Annotated in this window: 17 protein-coding genes and 2 tRNA genes; 13 read left to right on the forward strand and 6 right to left on the reverse strand. The window is 37.4% G+C overall.

Features of this window, described 5'->3' with window-relative positions:
- Positions 1-2 precede the first annotated feature (2 nt).
- From pepN to QZU45_RS01380, 4 genes are all read left to right on the forward strand, one after another.
- Positions 3-2,639, forward strand: a complete 2,637-nt coding sequence (gene pepN / locus QZU45_RS01365; protein ID WP_295350683.1) for an aminopeptidase N — start codon at positions 3-5, stop codon at positions 2,637-2,639.
- A gap of 4 nt (positions 2,640-2,643) precedes the next feature.
- Complete coding sequence (locus QZU45_RS01370) at positions 2,644-2,874, forward strand: DUF2835 family protein (RefSeq protein ID WP_074841757.1); 231 nt, start codon at positions 2,644-2,646, stop codon at positions 2,872-2,874.
- A 13-nt stretch (positions 2,875-2,887) separates the two neighbouring features.
- Complete coding sequence (gene pyrD / locus QZU45_RS01375) at positions 2,888-3,919, forward strand: quinone-dependent dihydroorotate dehydrogenase (protein WP_295350688.1); 1,032 nt, start codon at positions 2,888-2,890, stop codon at positions 3,917-3,919.
- 601 nt (positions 3,920-4,520) lie between these two features.
- Positions 4,521-5,084, forward strand: a complete 564-nt coding sequence (locus tag QZU45_RS01380; protein WP_294999166.1) for a cell division protein ZapC domain-containing protein — start codon at positions 4,521-4,523, stop codon at positions 5,082-5,084.
- A gap of 1,777 nt (positions 5,085-6,861) precedes the next feature.
- Here QZU45_RS01380 and QZU45_RS01385 read toward each other — a convergent pair.
- Positions 6,862-6,938 (reverse strand) — tRNA-Pro (locus tag QZU45_RS01385).
- Positions 6,939-7,422: 484 nt separating this feature from the next.
- Positions 7,423-7,499: transfer RNA gene (locus tag QZU45_RS01390), tRNA-Pro, on the reverse strand.
- 611 nt (positions 7,500-8,110) lie between these two features.
- Between QZU45_RS01390 and QZU45_RS01395 the strand changes: the two genes are divergently transcribed.
- The 8 genes from QZU45_RS01395 to QZU45_RS01430 all read left to right on the forward strand — a co-directional run bounded on the left by QZU45_RS01395 (position 8,111) and on the right by QZU45_RS01430 (position 15,951).
- On the forward strand, positions 8,111-8,938 hold the full coding sequence (locus tag QZU45_RS01395) for a BON domain-containing protein (RefSeq protein ID WP_295350693.1): 828 nt from the start codon (positions 8,111-8,113) through the stop codon (positions 8,936-8,938).
- 19 nt (positions 8,939-8,957) lie between these two features.
- Positions 8,958-10,595 carry a hypothetical protein gene (locus tag QZU45_RS01400; protein WP_295350696.1) on the forward strand — a complete coding sequence of 546 codons (1,638 nt, stop codon included), beginning with the start codon at positions 8,958-8,960 and terminating at the stop codon, positions 10,593-10,595.
- 58 nt (positions 10,596-10,653) lie between these two features.
- On the forward strand, positions 10,654-11,406 hold the full coding sequence (locus QZU45_RS01405) for a penicillin-insensitive murein endopeptidase (protein ID WP_295350699.1): 753 nt from the start codon (positions 10,654-10,656) through the stop codon (positions 11,404-11,406).
- 302 nt (positions 11,407-11,708) lie between these two features.
- On the forward strand, positions 11,709-12,713 hold the full coding sequence (argC, locus tag QZU45_RS01410; RefSeq protein WP_074840956.1) for an N-acetyl-gamma-glutamyl-phosphate reductase: 1,005 nt from the start codon (positions 11,709-11,711) through the stop codon (positions 12,711-12,713).
- Between the two features lie 63 nt (positions 12,714-12,776).
- Positions 12,777-13,538 carry an acetylglutamate kinase gene (gene argB, locus QZU45_RS01415; protein ID WP_295350702.1) on the forward strand — a complete coding sequence of 254 codons (762 nt, stop codon included), beginning with the start codon at positions 12,777-12,779 and terminating at the stop codon, positions 13,536-13,538.
- A 49-nt stretch (positions 13,539-13,587) separates the two neighbouring features.
- The gene (locus tag QZU45_RS01420) at positions 13,588-14,244 is read left to right on the forward strand and encodes a GNAT family N-acetyltransferase (RefSeq protein WP_074840957.1); all 657 of its coding nucleotides are present in this window, start codon (positions 13,588-13,590) and stop codon (positions 14,242-14,244) included.
- Positions 14,244-15,449 (forward strand): acetylornithine/succinyldiaminopimelate transaminase, encoded by a 1,206-nt coding sequence (locus QZU45_RS01425; RefSeq protein ID WP_295350705.1) that lies wholly within the window; start codon positions 14,244-14,246, stop codon positions 15,447-15,449. Before QZU45_RS01420 ends, QZU45_RS01425 begins: the two co-directional genes overlap by 1 nt.
- A 97-nt stretch (positions 15,450-15,546) precedes the next feature.
- On the forward strand, positions 15,547-15,951 hold the full coding sequence (locus QZU45_RS01430; RefSeq protein ID WP_295350708.1) for a GNAT family N-acetyltransferase: 405 nt from the start codon (positions 15,547-15,549) through the stop codon (positions 15,949-15,951).
- A gap of 79 nt (positions 15,952-16,030) precedes the next feature.
- Here QZU45_RS01430 and QZU45_RS01435 read toward each other — a convergent pair whose 3' ends face one another.
- The 4 genes from QZU45_RS01435 to QZU45_RS01450 form a co-directional block, all read right to left on the reverse strand.
- A complete protein-coding gene (locus tag QZU45_RS01435; RefSeq protein ID WP_295350711.1) occupies positions 16,031-17,461 on the reverse strand; it encodes an ATP-binding protein in 1,431 nt (476 codons plus the stop codon).
- Positions 17,462-17,737: 276 nt separating this feature from the next.
- Positions 17,738-18,508, reverse strand: a complete 771-nt coding sequence (locus tag QZU45_RS01440; protein WP_295350714.1) for an alpha/beta fold hydrolase — start codon at positions 18,506-18,508, stop codon at positions 17,738-17,740.
- A gap of 160 nt (positions 18,509-18,668) precedes the next feature.
- A complete protein-coding gene (gene dapE, locus QZU45_RS01445; RefSeq protein ID WP_295350717.1) occupies positions 18,669-19,835 on the reverse strand; it encodes a succinyl-diaminopimelate desuccinylase in 1,167 nt (388 codons plus the stop codon).
- Positions 19,836-19,844: 9 nt separating this feature from the next.
- Positions 19,845-20,831 (reverse strand): bile acid:sodium symporter family protein, encoded by a 987-nt coding sequence (locus QZU45_RS01450; RefSeq protein ID WP_295350720.1) that lies wholly within the window; start codon positions 20,829-20,831, stop codon positions 19,845-19,847.
- Between the two features lie 328 nt (positions 20,832-21,159).
- Here QZU45_RS01450 and QZU45_RS01455 point away from each other — a divergent pair, with 328 nt between their 5' ends.
- Positions 21,160-22,245, forward strand: coding sequence for a DUF1189 family protein (locus tag QZU45_RS01455; protein WP_295350723.1), 1,086 nt, complete (start codon positions 21,160-21,162; stop codon positions 22,243-22,245).
- Positions 22,246-22,248 lie beyond the last annotated feature (3 nt).

The following is a 22,248-nucleotide window of genomic DNA, read 5'->3' on the forward strand; positions in this document are numbered from 1 at the left end:
TTATGACAGCAGAAAAGCGTAATACCTACAAGGCACAGAAAAGAACAGATTACAAAGCTCCTAATTTTACAGCAACAGATATTGATCTTACTTTTACACTTGATGACACGAAAACCATTGTCAAGAACGTAACCAGATTTAAAAGATTAACATCTGATGCTAAAGCTCCTTTGATCTTAAATGGAGAAGAGCTTAAGTTAAACTATCTGAAGGTAGATGGTATTAACTATAAGTTTAAAGAGACAAAAAATGGTGTGGAGATACCTTCTGTTCCAGATGAATTCACAGTTGAACTGGAGAATGAAATTAATCCATCTGCCAATTCTTCCTTAATGGGCTTATATAAGTCAAACGGAACTTTCTGTACGCAGTGTGAGCCAGAAGGCTTCCGCAGGATCACTTATTCACTTGACAGATCTGATGTTCTTGCAAAATATCGTGTAACCATTATCGGTCCTGAATATGGCTGCGGAGTCCTACTTTCAAACGGAAATCTGATTGAAAGGGGAACTAAAAAGAACCGTCCTTATGCAATCTGGGAAGATCCATTCCCAAAGCCAAGCTATCTGTTTGCTCTTGTTGCTGGTACCTTTGATATCGTGTCTGACACTTTCACCACAATGTCTGGTAGAAAGGTTGCTCTTGAACTATACGTAGATAGAGGAGCGTACGAACGTGGTCTTTGGGCTATGCAGTCTATCAAGGATTCCATGAAGTGGGATGAGGACCGCTGGGGGCTTGAGTTTGATCTGGATAATTTCAAGGTGGTTGCTGTTGATTTCTTCAATTTCGGTGCCATGGAGAACAAAGGTCTTAATGTGTTCAACTCTGTTTATGTAATGGTTGATCCTACCTGTGCAACTGATACCGCTTTCTACAATGTTCAAAGTGTAATAGGGCATGAATATTTCCATAACTATACTGGTGATAGAGTTACTCTAAGAGACTGGTTCCAGCTTTCACTGAAGGAAAGTCTGACAGTTTTCCGTGATCAGGAATTTTCATCAGATGTTGCTAATCGAGCATTAACCAGACTGCATGCAATTAATGTAATCCGCGGACCTCAGTTTGCTGAAGATGCCTCTCCAATGGCTCATCCAGTAAGACCAGAAGAGGTTATGGAGATGAATAATTTCTATACAGTAACCATTTACGATAAGGGCGCTGAAATTATCCGCATGATCCATACCCTGATTGGCGAGAGCAGATTTAAAAAGGCTCTTAATGACTATCTGCATAAGTATGATGGACAGGCGGTAACCATTGAGGATTTCCTTTGCTGTTTTGAAGAAAGCGCAGGAGTTGATCTGTCTCAGTTCAGAAGATGGTACACTCAAGCTGGTACTCCTCACGTAAAGGCTTCCTGGACTTATGATGAAGAGAATAAGAATCTGGTACTGAAGCTTTCTCAACATACTAATCCAACTCGTGATCAGCAGGTTAAAGAGCCTTTTTATATGCCAATCAGAATGAGCTTCTTAGACAAGGAAGGTCATGATGTTCATCCGGCAGAGCTTTCATCAGACGGCTATATAATTCTGAATGAGAATGAGCAGGAATACCGTTTCACTCTGGATAGGGATACTTTACCTGTTATTCTTCGTGATTTCTCTGCACCAGTTAAGCTTGATGCTCCATATACAATGGAACAGCTGCAGCATATGTTGTCTTTCTGTGATGATGCTTTTATCAAGGTTGACTGTGCAACTACTATGCAGAACCGTTATATTCATGACAATCTTGAGAGTGCTGCTGCTCAGAGTGTTTTAAAAGAGCCTGCTGAACTGATTGCTTCCTACAAGGCTATTTTAGATAGTGTTGATTCTCAAAGTGATCTGATTCTGATAAATGAGACTCTAAAGATTCAGAGTATTGCTAATCTGATGGAAACATTTGATAAAATCAACATTGATGCAATTAAATATGCACATGATGCTCTTGAAACAAAGGTTGCAGTTTCACTTGTTAATGAGTTTGTTGAGCTTTATGGAAAAATCAGAGCTTCAAGCGCAAACTACAGCGTTGCAGACATGGGAAGAAGAGCCATCAACAACTCCGCTTTACATATGATTGCCGTAGCTAAATGTGCAATGGATAAGAAGAAAGAGGCTTCAGATATTGTTCTGAATCATTATAACAGCTCAAAGAACATGACTGATAAGCTTCAAGCCATGACAGATGCTGTTCATCTTGATCTCGAGTGTAAAACAGAGATTCTGAAGTCTTTTGAAAAAGACTGGTCAAAGGATGCTTTAGTATTTGATAATTTCTTCAGAGTTCAGGCAACAGTTCCTAACAAGAGTGCAATCGATAATGTTAAGAAACTTCTGTCACATCCTAGCTATGACGGTAGAAATCCTAACAGAGTAAGAGCTCTGGCTGGTGCGTTGGCTTTATCTAATCCTGTGGCTTTAAACGATATTTCAGGTGAAGGTTATGATCTTCTGTGCAAGCAGATTAGTGTTTTAAACGATATTAATCCTAGTGTTGCAGCTCGTATTCTGACTCCGCTGTTAAGCTTCAGAAGACTTGATGAAAAACGTCAGGGAATGATTTTAAATAACCTTAATTCTCTGATGCAGATGCCTAAGTTGTCACGTTCTATTTATGAGAAAGTAAGCACTGCCTTAAAGGAGTAGAGCTATGTTTGGAGAAAATCGCTATCGTTTCTCTCTATCCATGAGTAAACAGACTTTGCTATCACTTTACAAAGGTGCCTTTCAGAGGGTTAGAGTCCGTACTTTTGAGGGGCTGGTAATCGATATTGATGCCAATCATCTTAAGAAATTTACAACCGAGGACGGTATTCACGGCATTTTTGAATTGGTTACCACCAGCTCAAACAAGTTTGTTAAGCTGATTCAGATCGAATAATTAAGGAATTTTTATGCAGTTTATTCCATACAGTCTCTATCCGACTTTGGTCCGTCCATTTCTGTTTATGCTCGAGCCTGAGACTGCTCATGATTTAATTATAAAAGGAGCTAAGGCCTGTTCTAGTAAGACACTGCTACCTTTATTTTCTCAGAATATCGAGTTTCGTCCTGTCAAGGCAATGGGACTAGAGTTTAAAAATCCTTTAGGACTTGCCGCCGGTCTTGATAAAAATGCCGAGGCTGTGGATTTCTTTGGAGCCTTAGGCTTTGGTCATATTGAGGTTGGAACAGTCACTCCTAAGGCTCAGGACGGTAATCCAAAGCCAAGAATGTTCAGAATCCCAAGTGCTCAGGGCATAATCAACCGTATGGGCTTTAACAATAAGGGCGTTGATAATCTTGTAGAGAACCTAAAAAAACGCACCTATGAGGGTATCTTAGGTATCAGTATAGGTAAGAACGAGACAACTCCCCTTGATAATGCTGTTGATGATTATCTTTTCTGTCTTCGTAAGGTTTATCCTTTTGCAGATTACATTGCTGTTAATGTTTCCTGTCCAAATACCCCAGGACTTACAAAGCTTCAGGCTAAAGAGCCTCTCTACAATCTGTTAAAGCCAATCAAGGCAGAGCAGAAAAATATAAGTGCAACTTCTGGGCGATATGTTCCTTTGGTAGTCAAGTTTTCTCCTGATTTATCTGATGAGGCTTTAGAGAATCTTTGCTCTGTTTGTCTTGATCTTGAGATTGATGGTTTAACCTGTACCAACACAACTACAAGACGAGATATTATCAGTGGCATGGAGCATGCTCAGGAATGGGGAGGTCTTTCCGGAGAACCTCTGAGAAATATAAGTTCAGAGACTCTAAAAAGAGCAGCTAAAATCATTGATAAGAAGATCCCTATTATCGGAGTAGGTGGTATCTCAAATGCAGTCAATGCAAGAGAGCGTTTAAGCGATGGGGCAACATTGATTCAGATATATTCTTCTCTGATTTATAGAGGTCCTGCTGTTATTAAAAATATCGTTAATAACATTTAATTATCTCAACATTGAGATTCTCTTCTGACCCTGCCTTTTATTTTTGTGCAGGGTTATTTGATCTCTTCTCAAAAAAATAGTTTTCCCATAGTCATAACACTCTCTTTTGTATCTTTATTTATATTTTCAAAAATAAGAGGAACGTGGGCAGCCTTATACGTATTGTTATATGTTCTGAATAATTTTGAAAACAATATAAATAGGAAAGGGGAGAGATGTGAAAAAAGAAGTAATTATTTAAGCCAATCTAATTTTACCAATCTATACTAAAACTATTATCTGTCTGTTAATCTAATTCTAAGAAAAATAATTATCAAATAAATAATCTAAATGATAAAAAAATAATCTAAATTTAATTTATATAAAGTAAAAAAATAAGACTAATATAATTTTATTCAAGTAATATTGTCTCAAAAGAAAAAAAATAATAAAAAATAGTTGACATTTACAAATAAAAATAGCTAAAAAGTGTGATGCACAGATCAGTTATTAACAAATAAAAGAATTTTTATTTTTCATTTAGTTTATTTTCTTCAGTTTATAAGCTAAAATGAAAATGAATTACAAATTACAAAAAACTGAATAAGGACAGCAAAAACAGATGGTTATTAGCCCTCAGAATGATTGTACATGGACTTATCACGATGGTAAGTTAAGTATTAATCTGACAACAGATGAAGGTAAGTCCTATCTTTTCAAGACTAGGTATAACATCGAAGATTTGTTTGTTCGTCCAGACAGTAACAGTCAGTTCTGTATAGAAGATGCAAATTTATTGACTGACTACCAAGATGGTTTGTATGAAATTTTAAAGAATGAAAGTTTTGCCCTTGATCTTGGACTTAATGCAGTAGCCTGTGAGAAGTTTACAAGACCAGCAGCTCCAACCAGCAGGTACTTTTTAGCTCTTGACCGTCCTGCTTTTGAGTTTGCAAGGGGAGATGTTGTAATACTTTATTCAAAAGCCGGTACAGCAGGATATTGCCTGGTTCTTGAGGAAAGAGATGCTGACGGTATGGTTAGACTGATGCTTCTTTCAGAGGAGCTGATCTTAGACAAGGAACAGAATAGAGGATATCAGATTGGAATGATGATCAGAGTTTGTCCAGAGTGCATTGGTGATATTTATACTGGAACAAATGATCGTCGTGTTAGATACGCTTAAAGAATTTTTCTCCTAATTTGCTGTAGTTCTTAACGTTAGTTAAGACCATTCTCTCCCTCAGGGACGCTCCATCCTTGAGGGATTTTTTTTTGATCCTATTCCTGTTAGAGTCTCTCAGATATTGATCCTGTGTTAGATTATCTTTGATCTTATATTCTGATCAAAGCTTATTCCTATAGGGTAATGAGAGTATATATTCAGTATTATGTTCGATAAGACATCGATTGCAGCCTAGATTGATTATGTGGGGTTAAAGTTCTAATGATTTTATAACGGAATTTTTTATTTTCTTTGATCCTGTCTCTTTAATATAAATTGGTCAAAAGAGGTTTGATTGATCTATCTTGTGTTTCCGCAAAAAAAAGAAATGGAATTATCTAGGCTTTTAAATTAGCACCGATAGCTACCAGTTCTTTTGAAGTGAATGCTTTCTTCTTTATGAAGAAGTAAGTTATCTGAATGTGCTTCTGATATCAATGTAAAATGAAAGGGGAGATCTGTGAAGGCAAATGAGGTTATAACAGACCTAAAAAGACCAGAGGCTACATGTTTTATGTAGCCTCTGGTCTTTCTTTGCTGTAGTAGTTTCCTACCATTCTCAGTCCAGTTTTACTGAACTTTTTTTATTTAAAATCTGTCGAATACTGATTCTATTTTTTTGAAAAAATCTGATAGTTGATCCTGTTTTGCTGTAATAAATAAGCAAATTCCAAAAGTTATTATTAACTGATCTTTCTGTATTATCTTCTGACAAACTAAGTATACATTATTTAAGTTTTCTTTATAACCTAAAAGTGTGAATAACTATATATTTTTAGATAAAAAAGTTACTTGTAATTGTTTGAACTTAACAGCGGTAAATATAGCTTTAATCATTGTAAACGTAAATTCTGAAAATTCTAAAATAAAAAAATGAGAAAAGTGGTAAATAAACTTTGAAATTACATCGAATTATGAAAGTAAAATGACTTTATGAAAATGTGGTAATTGTTAAAATATATTTGTATCTAACTTATCTTGTAAATGTATATAACATTCTGAAATATAAATAAAATCTCTATATATTATGCGATTTCATAACCATGATTTAGGTATATATTATTATTAAATAAATTGATATATTTCATAAAATAAAACAATGTAATTAAATTTACAAAAATGAAAATATTGAAAAGAAATTTAATTACATAAATATGGTCGTTAAACCGGTTTGTGAAAATCTTATGTATTATGCCCAAGATTTATGTTTAAGATAGAGTAACGTAAAATAATATAATACATTACAAATGTAATATAGGTTTATACATTATCAATATGCTATTTACTATAAAAACAAGTAATAATATATTTACTTATAAATTATAAAATGTAATATATATTGAATGCTTTGAAATAATGTTAATTAGATTTAATAGATCCTAACGAGAATGCTCTAGAATCGATTTCTTTTGAGTTTTGGTAGTAATGTATATATAAATCTTTTGGAGTTAATACTGGAGTATATTTGATTATTTTTTGAGTGTTTATTTAAGTATATTTTTTTGTTTTATGTTTTGCTTTCAGGGATGGGAATTCTCTCCCCTACCGTTCTGTTCAGAGGAGCTAATCTGTCTTTTGGGGATTGTTTTATCTTTTGATCGGATAAATTATGTTGGAGACATTTTAGAGTGGATCTTTTTTAATTAGAATATCTAAGGAATAGACTTTGGAAACAAGTGTAAACGGAGTTAATTAGCTAATTAATTTATTGCGAAGTCTTATTTGAGCTACTTAGGAGTGGTCGGTAATGCAGGGTTCGAACCTGCGACCCTCTGGTCCCAAACCAGATGCGCTACCAGGCTGCGCTAATTACCGACTGAGGCACATTATAGGGATGTCACCCTTAGGTGTCAACTCTTTTTTTTGTTTTAATTTAAATTGAATAATATATAGTTCAACTGAATATCTTATCTGACTTTTGGTGCTTATATCTTCTTATTATTGTTTTATGTCTCTTTCTTTTGTTTAAGTCTATACACCATGTATATATGTAGTATGTTTTGTTTTGATTTTGGGCGAAAACATCACTTAACTTAACTTTGAATACATCTTGTCGAGATTTCTTGAATATAACCGGTGCATTAAAGTTTGCTTATCTTTTGTAACTGATTCTCTAAGCTAATATAAATGAACTATTTTCTGGCGTTTCTAGACTCAGCCTTAATGAATATATTGTATTAAAATTATCGCGGTCCACTGATAAGAGGAACAACAAGTACAAATAGAGCTATTTTCTGATCTTAGTTTTTTAATAAGGAGAAATATGAGAAGGAGAAATGAGTTAGTGTGGTTACTTGAATGGTCGGTAATGCAGGGTTCGAACCTGCGACCCTCTGGTCCCAAACCAGATGCGCTACCAGGCTGCGCTAATTACCGACTGAGACACATTATAGGGATCCGCCTCCTTTGTGTCAACTTTTTTTTTATGAATTTTGTTTTAAATTTATCTTTGAATTCAATTAAATAGCATATATATCCCATTTAAGACGTTCTGCTGTTTATTAAAAAAATAAAAAATAATCAATAGATCTTTTTTTACTTTTCCTACTTTTATTCTTTCTTTTTCTGAAAATTTGATTCATCTCTTAATTTAGTATGAAATTTCTTCCTATATTTAATATACAGTCACCTAAAATCGTAAGTGATAAAAATTATCAAAAAGTAATTTTTTTTAACTAATTGTTTTATCGAAAAATTGTTAAAAAGTTAAAAAAAAAATTTTGAGAAATTGATCACAATTGATTTTTTGTGATATAGTTCACGTACTCCTTATGTTTGTTTGATTGTTGTCCCCTGATAAATTCTTATTCAGGGGATTTTTCTTTCTGGCCTCTTATTTTATTTTCTCCTCTTAATCTCACTTTTATTGTTAACCTTTTGACTATATTGTGTCTTTTGCTAAACTACTCTTAGTTTTGATCGTGAATATATTTTGCATAAGTTTTCGGTAGGTATAATGCTGAAAAATTGTATGGAGTCATAAGGTTATGCAAATTTCTAACATAAAGAACTTAAAGAAGATTTCTCTTGTTGCAGCTTTCGCTATTTCCTCTGCATTTGTATTCAATGGATGTGCTGCTGTAATGGTAGGCGGTGCTGCTGCAGGTGCTGGCGCCTATATTGGTTCTGATAGTCGCACTGTTGATAAACAGGTTGATGATCAGAAGATTTCAAAGAATGTATTAAGTATTCTGAGAAATGATGCAACCAGATCTGACTATAAGGTTTTCCGTGTTGACTGTGTTGTCTTGAATGGTAATGTACTTCTTGTTGGTGAAACTCAGGATAGAGAATATCTTTCTGAATGTCTTGAAAAGATCAAGCATGTTAAGAATGTTAGAAGAATCTTTAACTGTGTAGAAAATATTCCTCCTGTATCTTCAGGTACAGTTGCTTCTGATGCCTATATAACCTCCAAGGTTAAGAGTCTGCTGCTGTTTGGTTCAAAGATCAGTTCAGGCAGATTTAAGGTATATACAGAAAATTCTGTTGTATATATGATGGGTTATGTAACTCGCAATGAGGCTCAGAGAGCAATCAATCAGGCTCGTAAGGTTGACGGTGTAAAGAAGATTCATCCTATTTTTGATTACATGGATGAGACAGGAACTCCTAATTCATCAGACGGTGCTCCTGTTGTTGGAGGAGAATCAGCAGGAACTTCATCTGCAGCCTCTCTGAGTTCATCAAACGAATATCCTCAAAGCTCATCTTCAATGGCTGCAGAGGTTCAGGGAAATGTTGATAATGGCGGAGCTGTGCTTGAAGAGGATGAGAATCTGTTAGCTCCAAGTGCTCCTGCTCAAGGCTTCTAAGGAAGTATGTATTTGAATCATGTCTTCTAAGAATTCAACTTTATTTTTTGTTGATGCCTACTCACCTAATGAAGGAGATAGTAATCTTGTTTTAGAGTATGGCATTCTTCGCTGGTCTGAAAACAAATCTGAAAGACCAGAGGTATATGTTCATACTTATCTTAAGCCTCAGGTAAACTATAACCGGATTCACTGGTCTGAGGCGTCAAAGATGAAGATCTCCCGAGATTTTATTGAAAGCAAGGGTGATCTTCCTGCTATTGAAGACATGATTGATGCTGATTATCTTAAACGGAAGAATGTTGTATGTTTTGATGTTTCAGCAGAACCTTTTTCATCTCTAACCTGCAACAGTGAGCATGTTTTCTCTATTGTCGATGTGTTCGCTGATATTTACGCTGATGATGAGAAAGCCCAGTCCTGTGACACACTGGCAAAGATGTGCGATTATGTTGGACTGATTCCAGACGATAACCGCAATACCAATTACACTCCACTGCTAAAGCGTCTTCATCAGATGGCTGCTCTATGGTCATTTCTTGAGGAGCTTCTCCTGAATCCTAAACGCCGTAAGTCAATTTCTGCCGGCGGTATCCAGCCAAGTTTTATCTGGCCTCTGCCTGAGTCCAAGGATGTCTGGTTTGAAAATGATCCTAAATCCTTTAATGATCTCTCTGACCGGGAAATTACAGATTTCTTCAGTTCAAATCTTGCCGATCGGCTTGACTGGTTTGAAATGAATATGTATGCCTGCGACTGGCTTTTTAACCGTCAGCAGCGACCTTTTGCAAGAGAACTCGCTGGACAGAGAGAACTTGCTGAGTTTATTTTTCAGAAGATCCTGTCATTTAGAATGCAGATTTGGATTCTGATTTTTTATTCTCAGTTTTTCCATAAAAAAGAGGATTCTCTGACCATTGCAAAAAACAGAGGAGATTTCTCTGTTTTAAGACCAGCTGGTATAGAAAGTTTTACCAATTTTATTATTGATAATCTTGATCTGTTTTTATCTGCAGATCAGAAAGCAAGTTTGATTGCCTCATTAATTAATCAGTCTCTTCACGAGAATGATTCTGTTCCTTTTGAGCATTATGATTATGATGCCTTAAGAAAGAAGGATCATCGTGCTCCTGAAGGCCCAAGACTGTATTTTACCAGTTCCCCTTCACACGGAAGTGCTGCAGAATGCTATAAGGAAATACGTGATGCTACCGGCAGAACAATTTATATGCGTTTTGAAATCAAGGGAAGAGGTAAAGAGAGGGCTACTCATATCGATACCGTTCTACACCATGTAAACGAGCTTATCAGAGAGGCCTCAAATCCATTTTCTGATATCTGGATGACTCCTGCATTAAAACTGTGGATTCAGTACATTACAGGAATCAATTTTACTGATATAGTAAGACCTCAGAAAATGAATGATTCTGAACTTTTGAATTCTGCAAGAATCACTCTAAGAAAGATAATTGAAAGAGAAGCGAATCCTTATCTTCAGAAGCTTTATGCGAATCTGAATGACTGTGGAAAGCTTATCAAACAGGAAAACATCGATGTTCCTTCAAAAGGATTCAACTTCCAGGGAATATCTGTTGAGGTTATGATTGTTCCATCCTCAAAGATGGGCTTTATTAAGAGATTATTTTCTTTTGAATAATATCAGATTATTTATCGCTGTATTTCTGTCTCTATTTTTGAGTTTTAGCTCATATGCTATGTCACCTGAAACATCAGCAGAGTCTATTGGTGAATACGCAAATGGATGTATCAAGGGTGCAGTGGAGCTTAAAGACGGCAAGAATTATCAGGTTCAGCGCTGGGGAAATTCCCGCAATTTTGGTCATCCTGAGCTAATTGACTATATCAACAAGTTAGTAGCTAAAGCAAAGAAAGCAGGTCTGCCGGATCTTCTTGTCGGTGATCTGTCTAGACCTTTGGGCGGCTCATTCGGTTCAGCATCAAATCATGGCTCTCATCAGATTGGTCTAGATGTTGATATTTCCTTTGATTTTTCCTCACCTCGCAAGAGCCAGTATGAACTTACCCATCCTGAGGATGTTTATATTGTTGATACCAAGAACAGACCAACCAAGTTCTTTGATAACAACCGAGTTGCCTTGCTTTACATGGCGGCTCAGGATCCTCGTGTTGAAAGGATCTTTGTAGCTCCTGGCATTAAAAGAACTCTGTGTCAGATTTATGAAGGCCATGACAAATCCTGGCTACAGAAAATCAGACCCTGGTTCGGTCATAGAGGTCATATGCATGTAAGACTCGGATGTCCTGTAGACAGTCCTGCATGTGTAAGGCAGGCAAAGGCACCTAGAGGAGATGGCTGTGGTGCAGAACTTGCCTCATGGTTTGTTCCACCTCCTCCTTCAACAAAACCGGCCAAGCCTAAGGTAAAACCTAAGAAGATTCCTCCTGCAAGGTGTCAGGCTATGTTTAAAGAGAATAACTATAATTAGTTCATATGGAGCGGATAATCTTCGCTCTATATTGAGGTCTTTTTTTCAATATATCTTTTAAAAAGCCAGAAATTGGATTCTATGCTCTTTGAGTCCTGATATGCCCTCATACATCAAGAAATCTGTTTCGCCTGTAAAATAATTCCTGTTTCTTCTCTAACATTCCTTTTTGGTGCCTATAGTTTGAGGTAATGAAGTTATCCAAAAGTCCTAAAACTGTGCAAAAGTAACATTATTTCTCTTTGCTAAAGAATATCTTGTAAACTCAACACTATATTTTACAGATGTATTTTGGAGTTTTAATGTTAAGTGTTGCTGTTGTAGGCGCGAGTGGATATGCAGGTGCAGAATTATGCCGCATTTTCAGTGCACATAATGAGGTTTGTTTAAAACACCTGTATGTATCAGAAAATTCACTTGATAAGAATAAGAAGATTTCAGATTTGTACGGTTCTTTAAGAGGTCGCTGTGATCTTGTTCTAGAGCCAATGAGTGATCCAAAGTCTTTAATTGGAGAGGTCGATGCCGTCTTTCTGGCAACTGACCACAAGGTAAGTCACGATGTAGCTCCTGTACTGACAGCATCAGGAATCGCTGTGTTTGATTTATCTGGAGCCTTCAGAATTTCAGATCTTAATGTTTTTGCTGAAGCTTATGGTTTTGAACATGAGTATCCAGAGCTTTTGGCTTCCGCAGTTTATGCTCTGCCTGAGTTTGTTGATCTCAAGGCATTACGTGCCACTAAGATGATTTCTCTTCCTGGCTGTTATCCTACTGCTTCTCAGTTGGCGCTTCGTCCTCTGATTGACTCCGGGCTTTTGGATCTGAACTATCGTCCATCAATCAATGCGGTGTCTGGCGTATCAGGAGCAGGAAGAAAAGCAAAACTCACCAATTCCTTCTGTGAGGTCAGCTTAAATGCCTATGGAGTGTTTACTCATCGTCATCAACCTGAAATAGCAGAACACCTTGGAACTGAGGTTATATTCACTCCTCATTTGGGTGATTTTAAACGCGGTATTCATGCAACAATAAATGCAAAACTCAAGGACAATGTAACCGCCGAGCAGGTTAAGAAGGCTTTCGCTGTATATGACAACAAGCCTCTTGTAAGAGTAAAGGAAGGTATGCCAAAACTTATGGATGTTCAGTATCTTCCATACTGTGATATTGGTTATGCCATGAAAGATGGCTATATTGTAGTATGTTCATGTATAGACAACCTGTTAAAAGGGGCTTCAGCTCAGGCCGTGCAAGTTTTCAATCTATACTATGGATTTGATGAGCTAAAGGGACTCTTTGGTTAATCTGAAGAGATTTTAGTGGTATTTTTGGTAGATCATAAAAGATCTTCAGTTGAGTATCGTGTAATGACTGAAAATACTGTTGTTATAAAGCTAAGTGGCAAGGCTCTGGATGGACAGAAAGAGCTGGGCGAGCTTTTTGCAGCTGCTCACTCTTCACGTGTAGTGATTGTCCATGGTGGCGGTGTTGAGGTTGATTCCCTGTTTAAAGATCTGAATCTTAAGGTAGAAAAGAAGAATGGTCTTAGAGTCAGCCCAAAGGAACATATGCCATTTATCAGTGCCGCCCTTTGCGGAATGTGTAATAAGAAGCTACAGGCTTTAGCTGTAAAGAATGGTCTCAAAGCGATCGGTATGATAGCAAGTGACGGCAATTCTTTAGGTGTAGAGCAGCTTTCTGCCGATCTTGGTATGGTCGGAAAAGTTTCCCCTGTATCTGCTGATTACATAAATATGCTTCTGGACGGTGGCTATACACCTGTAATCGCATCTGTTGCATTCGATTCTGAAGGACAGATGTATAACGTCAATGCAGATGATGTAGCCTCAGCTATCGGACTTCTACTGTCTGCTCCTGTCTATTTTATTTCTGATGTGCCTGGGGTTCTGGATAAGGAAGGCAAGCTTATACCTTCATTAAATGAAGCGCAGCTGGAAAGCCTTATTGCAGATGGTACCATCAGTGGCGGTATGCAGGTAAAGGTAAAGAGTGCTGTTGAAACAGCCAGATTCATCGGTAAGCCTGTTTATATCGCATCCTTTAAAGATCCTTTACTAAAAGAGATCGTATCTTCACGGCATCGGCTTGGAACTGCTATTGAACTCTAATGAGAGTTATGGAATTTCAGGTTTAATTTTTTTTCGTGGAGAATAATATATGCCACCTATCACTCAGGAATCATCCTTCTACATACTGGATGAATTAAAGAACAATACCTTGGAAGAGATTTACGATAAGATTGCAGATCTTCGTGCTGAGCACAAGATCAGCGATGAAGAGCTTATTGCAATTAAAGATTCTCTTGTTAATCTCAATCAGATTTTCCTAAAACAGGAACATGCAAGTTTTACTGTAAGACAGGCAACACTGGCTGATGTAGATGCCCTGATGGATATGATTGAATACTGGGCTAAACAGGGACAGAATCTGCCTCGTAAGCGTAACGACATAATTAGAGGCATTCAGACCTTTGCTGTTTGTGTTAAAGACTCTCAGGTTATGGGCTGCGCCTGTCTTTATGTGTATGATTCTGGTCTTGCGGAAATCCGTTCTTTAGGTGTTTCTCCTGTGGTTCAGAGACAGGGACAGGGCAGAGCTATTGTTAATTATCTTTTAAAGAGAGCTGCAAAGATGTTTATCAAGAGAGTCTTTGTTTTAACACGCTCTCCTGAATTTTTCTCAAAGGTTGGTTTCCAGAAAACTGTAATTGAAGCTTTGCCTGAGAAGATTCTAAAAGATTGTGAAAACTGCCCTAAACGTGCCACCTGTGATGAAGTTGCATACATTTACGATGTTAATAAGGAGAATGCATAATGAAGATTACAAGAAAGACCTTTGATGAGGTAATGTTCCCTTGCTACAACCCTATGAACATGGTTATCAAGAAGGCTCATGGGGCATACATCTATGATAACAAGGGCAATAAATACACTGATCTTACCTCTGGAATTGCAGTTAATCTTCTTGGTCATACTCCTAAAGGTGTAGTCGATGTTATCAAAAAGGCCTCTGCCAACCTGATTCATGTAAGTAATATCTTCTGCAATGAATATACTCTGACCTTAGCTTCAAAACTTGTAAAGAAAACCGGTTATGAGAAGGTATTCTTTGTAAATTCTGGTGCAGAATCAAATGAGACTGCCCTAAAGCTGGCCCGTAGAGTTGCATTTGATCTCTATGGCGAGGATAAGAATGAGATTATCTCCTTTAACAACAGCTTTCATGGCAGAACTTTCTTCTCGGTAACAGTTGGTGGTCAGGAGAGTTATTCTGACGGTTTCGGTCCAAAGCCTGCAGCTATTACTCATATTCCCTACAATGATACCAAGACCTTTGAGAATACTATCTCTGATAAGACCTGTGCTGTGATCCTGGAGCCTATTCAGGGAGAAGGCGGTATTATCACTGCAGATAATGATTTCTTAATTAAGGTTAGAGAGCTTTGTGACAAATATAATGCAGCGCTGATCTTCGATGAGGTTCAGACTGGTGTTGCAAGATGCGGAACTCTGTATGCCTATGAGCAGACTCCTGTAAAGCCTGATATTCTGACTTCAGCCAAGGGCCTGGCTTCAGGTCTTCCTATAGGTGCAGTTTTAACCTACGATAAGTTTGCTTCTCACTTTGTTCCAGGAACCCATGGTTCAACCTTTGGCGGTAATCCTCTGGCATGTGCCGTTGGTGCATATATTATCGACAAGGTAAGTGAAAAGTCATTCCTTAATAAGGTAAATAAGACTCATGATTATATTGTTGAGAAAGTCTCCAAACTTAATGAGAAGTATCATGTATTCAAGGAAGTAAGAGGTAAGGGCTTATTATTAGGTCTGGTACTAGATGATCAGTATGCAGGTAAATCATCAGAACTTCAGAAACTCTGCTTTAAACACAAGCTGTTAACACTTACTGCTCATGCCGATGTTCTTCGCCTCGCTCCTGCTCTGAATATCAGTCATAAGGTTGTAGATGAAGCTATTTCTTTACTGGATAAGGCTGTAAAGGACTTTGTTGCGGAATAATTTTTAATTACCGTTTTTTGAATTTTGTTTTTTCGTTAATCACCAGTAATGTTTTTTATTGGTGATTTTTTTCACGATTATTTTTGAGACCTTAACTATGTCTGTTTCCTACAAAGATACTCATGATTTTACCAGCCAGGAGCTTGAAGAGCTTTTTTTGTCTGTAGAATGGTCTTCCGGTCATTTTCCTGACAAACTGGTTGTAGCCATGAGGAATTTCTCCACTGTCTTTTCTGCCTGGGATGGCGATAGGCTCGTTGGAATGGTTTGTGCCATGGATGATGGAATTATGAATGCGTATGTGCATTATCTCCTGGTTAATCCTGCGTATCAGCAGCAGAAAATAGGCAGGACTCTAGTATCCATGATCAAGGAAAAGTATAAGGACTACCTTCGAATTGCAGTCATTGCTTACAATGATGAACTGCATTTCTACAGTGATTGCGGGTTTGTAAAATCAAAAGATGCTTCTCCAATGTTTATCACATCTCTTTGGACTTAATAATTTTTGATCTGAAAACGTGTGTAGGTATTCTTCCTCCAAATCTTAAAAAAAAATGAGATTTGGCGGAAAAATAATTCTAAGAGATAAATAAGTCATCCAAAACAATCTGATTCTGAATCAGACTACTGTATTGGTTTTTCTTAAGCCCGAAGGTTGTAATTATTACAAGTTGTATTGTCCCTTTGTAATTAGTGTCTCTCCTAAATGCTTCAACCTTGTTGCGTAGTTTTAAATCATAATCTTTGTCTATTGAGTATTCTCCGGTTGAGAATTTGATTTCACAGAGATTAGTTACGTGGTCTCTTCTTGATATAAGAAGATCGATCTGCGCTCCTTGTATCTCTGTATCACCTCTTACATACCATGAAGATTCTTCTGAAAGAACCCCTGAAATACCTAGCTTCTTCTTGATTGAAGTGACGTGATCTCGGCAGATTTGTTCAAATACAAGTCCTTCCCATGTTCTTTTAGCAGGATTATCAACTGCATTACTCCAATAATGCTCGTCTTTACCGTAATTGTCTTTTATGAATTTAAAGTAGAATGAGGTATAGTAATCACATAGCTGGTACAGGGCATTTTTTTTCTTTTTATTAAAGAAGTTAGATATTCTGATAAATCCAGAGAGTTCAAGATTTTTAAGAATGACTGATAGTTCTCCTCCAGTTTGTCGACCCGTTGATTTAAGTAGTTCCTCTCTTGTTAATCCACCTTTTTTCTTACTTAAAGATTCAACAACTTTTATATAGCTGGCACTGTTTGTAAATAGAGTTCTGTATAGATGCTCAAATTCATCACTTAATTCTCCTCTATCTGTGAAGAACAATGCATCGACATTCTGTGATAGGGATAATTTACTGTTCAGAAGGCTCAGATAGTATGGGATTCCTCCCATAATCATGTAGCATTGAACTATATCGTATCGAGACCATTCTATATTTTTTGACTGAAGGTATTCTTCAACCTCATTTAAGGAAAATGGTTTTAGGAACAGTTTACAGGTCTGACGATTAAATAAACCACCCTTATTATTTGCTATTTTTTCATCCATCCATGAGGTTGCAGAGCCGCAGACAATAAATATAAGATTTCTTCTTGTTGAAGCCCAGTCATTCCAGAACCACTCAAATGCTGCAAGAAAACTGGATTTTTGAGTGTCCAACCACGGCATTTCGTCAAAGAAAATAACCTGCTTTTCATTTGTGTCTAGCGTTTCAAGATAATCTCTCAGACTATTAAAAGCTTCAAACCAGTCCTTTGAATTCAGTTTATTAACTCCATTCTGTCGAGACAGAGAGGTATCAAAAATTTTGAGTTGAACCTCTTTCGGCTGACCGTAGGATCCTGTTATCTTAAAGGCAAATCTGTTTTCAAAATATTCATTGATAAGATAGGTTTTACCAACACGTCTTCTTCCGTAGACAATAACTAACTGAGCCTGATCTGCATTCATGCATTCGTCAAGCCTTTCACATTCTTTTTTTCTTCCAATTATTTTTCTGTTCATATGATTAAGCATAGCTTTAATAGCTTATGATTTCAATTATTATTCCTCCAAATCTTAAAAAAAAATGAGATTTGGCGGAAAAATAATTCTATGTGATTAAAGAAAGAATGCAATCAACGCTATTATCATCTGCTGTGAAAGGTGGAATCTTGCTTTTTCACACAAAAAAAGAGAGGAGTCTTGAGAATAGCGAATTGAAGAATCTGGTAGGCAGTCTTAAGTGAAGTGTTGCTTATTTTTGTACTGCAACCAGATTTTTTTTTGAGAATTATGCGGTTAATTGTTATGTGGTGCAAAGAAATCGATTATTTTCTGAATCGCAAAATCCATACGTTTGGGATCTGAAAAACGGTGATCTGCCTTTTCAACCTCTACAAGTTCAATAATATTCTTTTCTGAAAATTCTTTTGCATTCTCAATTGGCACGCTGTCATCAAGTGTTCCGTGAATCATTAGAATGCTTTCTGCATAATCAATGTAGTCAAAGGCTGCAATTTCATCATCAATTATCTTTAGAGATTCAAGGAATTCATTGCTGATCTTCATCTTGCGATCACGTCCTGCCAATACTTCTTTTCCTTTTGAAAGCTTTTTATGATCATCTTCAGAAATGGTTGAAGACATGATGTCGTACAGTTTAACTGAAGTACTTCTCAGCGCTATTCTTTCAAAAGGATTGCCATGATCTTCTATGTACTTTAGGGTATTAAAACCACCAAAGCTTACTGAATAATTGTATAGAGCCTGTGCCTTTAAATGTTCTCGTGCGTAGTCAATAACCAGCTGCAGGTAGGTCTGACATTCACTTATAAGGAGTTTTTTTCTTGCATCCTGACCGTGACATGGCCAGTCAAAGGTAATTACACCAAATCCTTTATATTTTGTATCAATTCTTTCTGCGAATTTTTCGACGGATTTATTGTCCTTAAAGCCACCAAATCCGTGAGTTGCAATTACTACTTTATCAATTGAATGTATATCTTTGTCGTAGAATAATTTGCAGCGAACGCTGTAGCCCTTTTCGTTTATATCAAATAGCTTTTCCATATTCGTCCTTAAAAAAATACATGAACGATTATATTGCAAATTCCTCAGAAATACATATACGAATGGTGGTTGAGGCAATTTGGAGCTTAAAGACAGAAATGGCCTCAAATCATATCAAATCATAGGATGTGAGGCCATTGATAATGCTTTACAGATTTTTCTATTCTTCTGTTATTGGTTTATGTGTCAGCAGCTGATATATGACTCTGAGGTAGATTTCATGCAGCATATCAAGCTGTTTTACACTGACTCTTTCATTAACCTTATGGATTAAATCTGAGACTGGGCCAAATTCGACTGTCTGTGTCCCCAGTGGTCTTACAAATCTACCGTCTGAGGTTCCTCCTGATGTTCCCAGATCAGGGGTAACCTTGGTAACAGCTCTTATTGAATTATAAAGAGCGTCAATAAGCTCACCGTCTTTGGTTAGAAATGGCTTTCCTTCTTCACGGAATTCCATTTCACAGTCAATCTTAAGTTCCTCTGCAACCCCTCGGACGTGTTTTTCAATCAGAGATGGTGTCTGAGAGTCATTCCATCTGAAATTACAGCGAAGAGTACAGGACCCGGGAATAACGTTATCTGCTCCGGTTCCCGCTTTTATATTTGATACCTGGAATGAGGTAGGAGGGAAGAATGGCGTTCCGTTGTCTATCGGATTATCCAGCATTCCCTGAATGAAACGTGATGCTTCAAACACCGCATTTTTAGCATGCTGCTCTAAAGCAGCATGTCCCTGAATACCATGTACGGTGATTGTTGCATTCATATCACCTCTGCGTCCATTTTTAATGGAGTCGCCGAAGATCTTGTCGCATGAGCACTCACCGATAAGACAGTATGTCGGAATCATATGATGCTGTTTCATATAGTCAATTACGTATGGAGTTCCTCCAACAGCATCTCCTTCCTCGTTTGAAGTCAGAAGCAGTCCTATTGTGCCGATATGACTCTGATTCTGTTTTACATATTCGCACATGGCAGTGATCATTGCTGCATCACCGCCTTTCATATCAGAACTGCCTCTGCCGTACAGATAAGGCTCTCCATCATAATCGAATATTTCACCACAGAAAGGTGGATGATCCCATTCTGCGGCATCTCCTGTTGGAACCACATCGGTGTGGCCCAGGAAAAGCAGGAAAGGGGAGCCCCGTCCGTGAGTCGCAAGAAGATTGGTTACACCTTTCTCTTCGATGGTATAACAGGTGAAGCCCAATGGCTTTAGGATCTCCTTTATCAGATCCTGACACCCATTATCATCAGGTGTTACTGATTCAATTCTGATCAGCTTCTGTGCCAGCTCAACGGTACGGGATAGCTCCATTTTTCTTCCTTACTGTTCTGTTGATGTCTGAAGCTGCTCGTTTGCTTCAGCCTTTTTCTTGTCATAGGTTGCAAAAATATTAGCCAGGATGGTTCCTGAGATTGAGTGCCATACGCAGGATACTGCTGATGCAATGGCCGCCTCTGCAGAGGTTGGGAAGAACTTACCGCAAAGACCAGTTGCAAGACCTGCATTCTGAACTCCAACCTCGATGGCGAGAGTTCTCTTCTTGGCTGTTGACATCTTGAAGGAACGGCCTGCAAAGAAACCTAGCAGATAACCTAGAGCATTATGACAGAAAATGCACAGGAAGATTACAAGTCCTGACTCAAGGAATTTCTGTCCGTGGTAGGCAATTACGCCACCAACAATTAGTGCAAAACCGATTACAGCAACGCCAGGCATGATCTGACGAACCTTTTTGAAGAAGTCAAATTTGCCGAAAATGATGTTACACATAGAGCCGATGCCTACAGGAACAATAGTTACCATCAGCATAAACTGGAACATGCTCCAGCCGTCAATATCAATACGCTGACCTACCAGATAGTTAACTAGAAGAGGTGTTGCAACAGGAGCAACAATTGTTGATACGGTGGTCATGCCAACTGAGAATGCAACATCACCCTTACACAGGAAGGTCATAATATTTGAGGAAACACCACCAGGGCAGCAGCCAACAAGAACCAGACCTAAAGTTAAACCGTCAGAGAGATTGAAGGTGGTTGCAAGTGCAATTGCAATCAGAGGCATAATTGTAAACTGTGCAATTGTTCCAATCAGAATATCAAATGGTCTCTGGGCCAGAATTCTGTAATCCTGTCTGCCAAGAGTCATACCCATTGAGAGCATAATGATGCCAAGAATAATAATCTGGGTATTGCCTTTTACAAAAGTACATGAGGATGGTACAAAATAGGCGAACACACCTGTGCCGATTACGAACAGTGCTGTGTATTTAGCAAGTATTCTGCTAAGTGTTATTAGAAGTGACATTTTTTTTCCTAAAGTTAGTTTGTCGTTGTCCAAGTGTTTTTTTACACTAACTTCATATTCTACGTATCGAAATTTAAAAGCAATAAGCCCCACTTTTTTTGAATAAAATGCATTAAAACGGAGCAAATTAAAGGTATTGAATGATCTATTTTGGAAATACTATCAGATAATATGTTTTATTTTGGTGCTTTTTCAGAAAAAATAGAATAGTGATAGTAGTTTCATTTTTTGATCTTTTGAGAGAATTTGTTCTTAAGATAAGGATAATTGTTGCGGGTTGTGTGTTATTCTTAGAGTATGTGTATATATTTGTTAGAGATTATCCGATTTGATTACAAAAGAACAATTTTTAAATTACTGCTCCTATCCTATTAAGGCCTTATCCTCTAAAAATTTTTATTTTGATGTTTTATTCAGAATGAAAGGCTTTGGGCTTTTATATCTTCTGGCTTTATGTGTAATTCTTACTATTCCTGCTAGTGTAAAGATCAATCGTGTTCTCGAGATTTTTCGCGGTATTGAGCTTCCTAGAATAGTTGCTATGATTCCTCCTAGCTATGTTGCTCAGGACGGCTCTTTCAGACCTCTTTCCGAGGATAATAGCTACAAGGAAATTTTTACCACCGATGGTACTCTTGCTGTTGTCTACAATGTAAAGGATCAGCCTTTATCAGAAAATGCCCAGAAGGCGATTGTAGAGCTTAACTCAAAGACTATTTCTGTAAAAGCACCAACCCAGAAAACAGTAGTAAAGTATACTGATCTTGTAACCACCGGTACAAATTTTGACCCGCTTGAAACCTCAAACGTTGTAGATGCCATATTTGGTCTGGCAGTACCTTTTGTCTTTGTATTTCTTTTATGCTGGTTTTTCTGCATTCTTGTGTTTAATTCACTCGTAATGGCTGTTTTATCAAAGTTTCTTTTTGTTTTTGTTGGAAAAATAAAGACGTCATTCGGCAATACCCTAAGACTATGCTCATTTGCCAATACTATAGTAGGCATACTGTTATTAGTAGAACTCATTCTGAATGTTAAGCTTCCATTCAATCTGATCATGCTTCTGCCTATGGTGTACATGATTCTTTTTGTTAGGAACTTCAGGTCTGAACTTGAAAAGAATGGTGTGGAAGAGTTTGTCAGAAAATACACACCTCAGGGGACAACAATCAAAAATTATGATAGCGAGTCCACACAGACATCACGAAGAGACATTTCCGACTTTACAGATGGACTTGATTCAACTACAAATAAAGGTAGGACCACTGTAGAAGATTCTATTGAAAATCATTCTGATACAGAACAGAGGCAGGAGGAGAAAAACTCAGAGACCTCTGAAGGTTCTACTAATGCCAAGACCAACTCTAAGTCTTCGGATAATTCTGGTGATGGACCTGGATATTTTGCTCCATAAGGA

This window comes from uncultured Succinivibrio sp. (assembly GCF_902756765.1).
Lineage (GTDB): Bacteria > Pseudomonadota > Gammaproteobacteria > Enterobacterales > Succinivibrionaceae > Succinivibrio.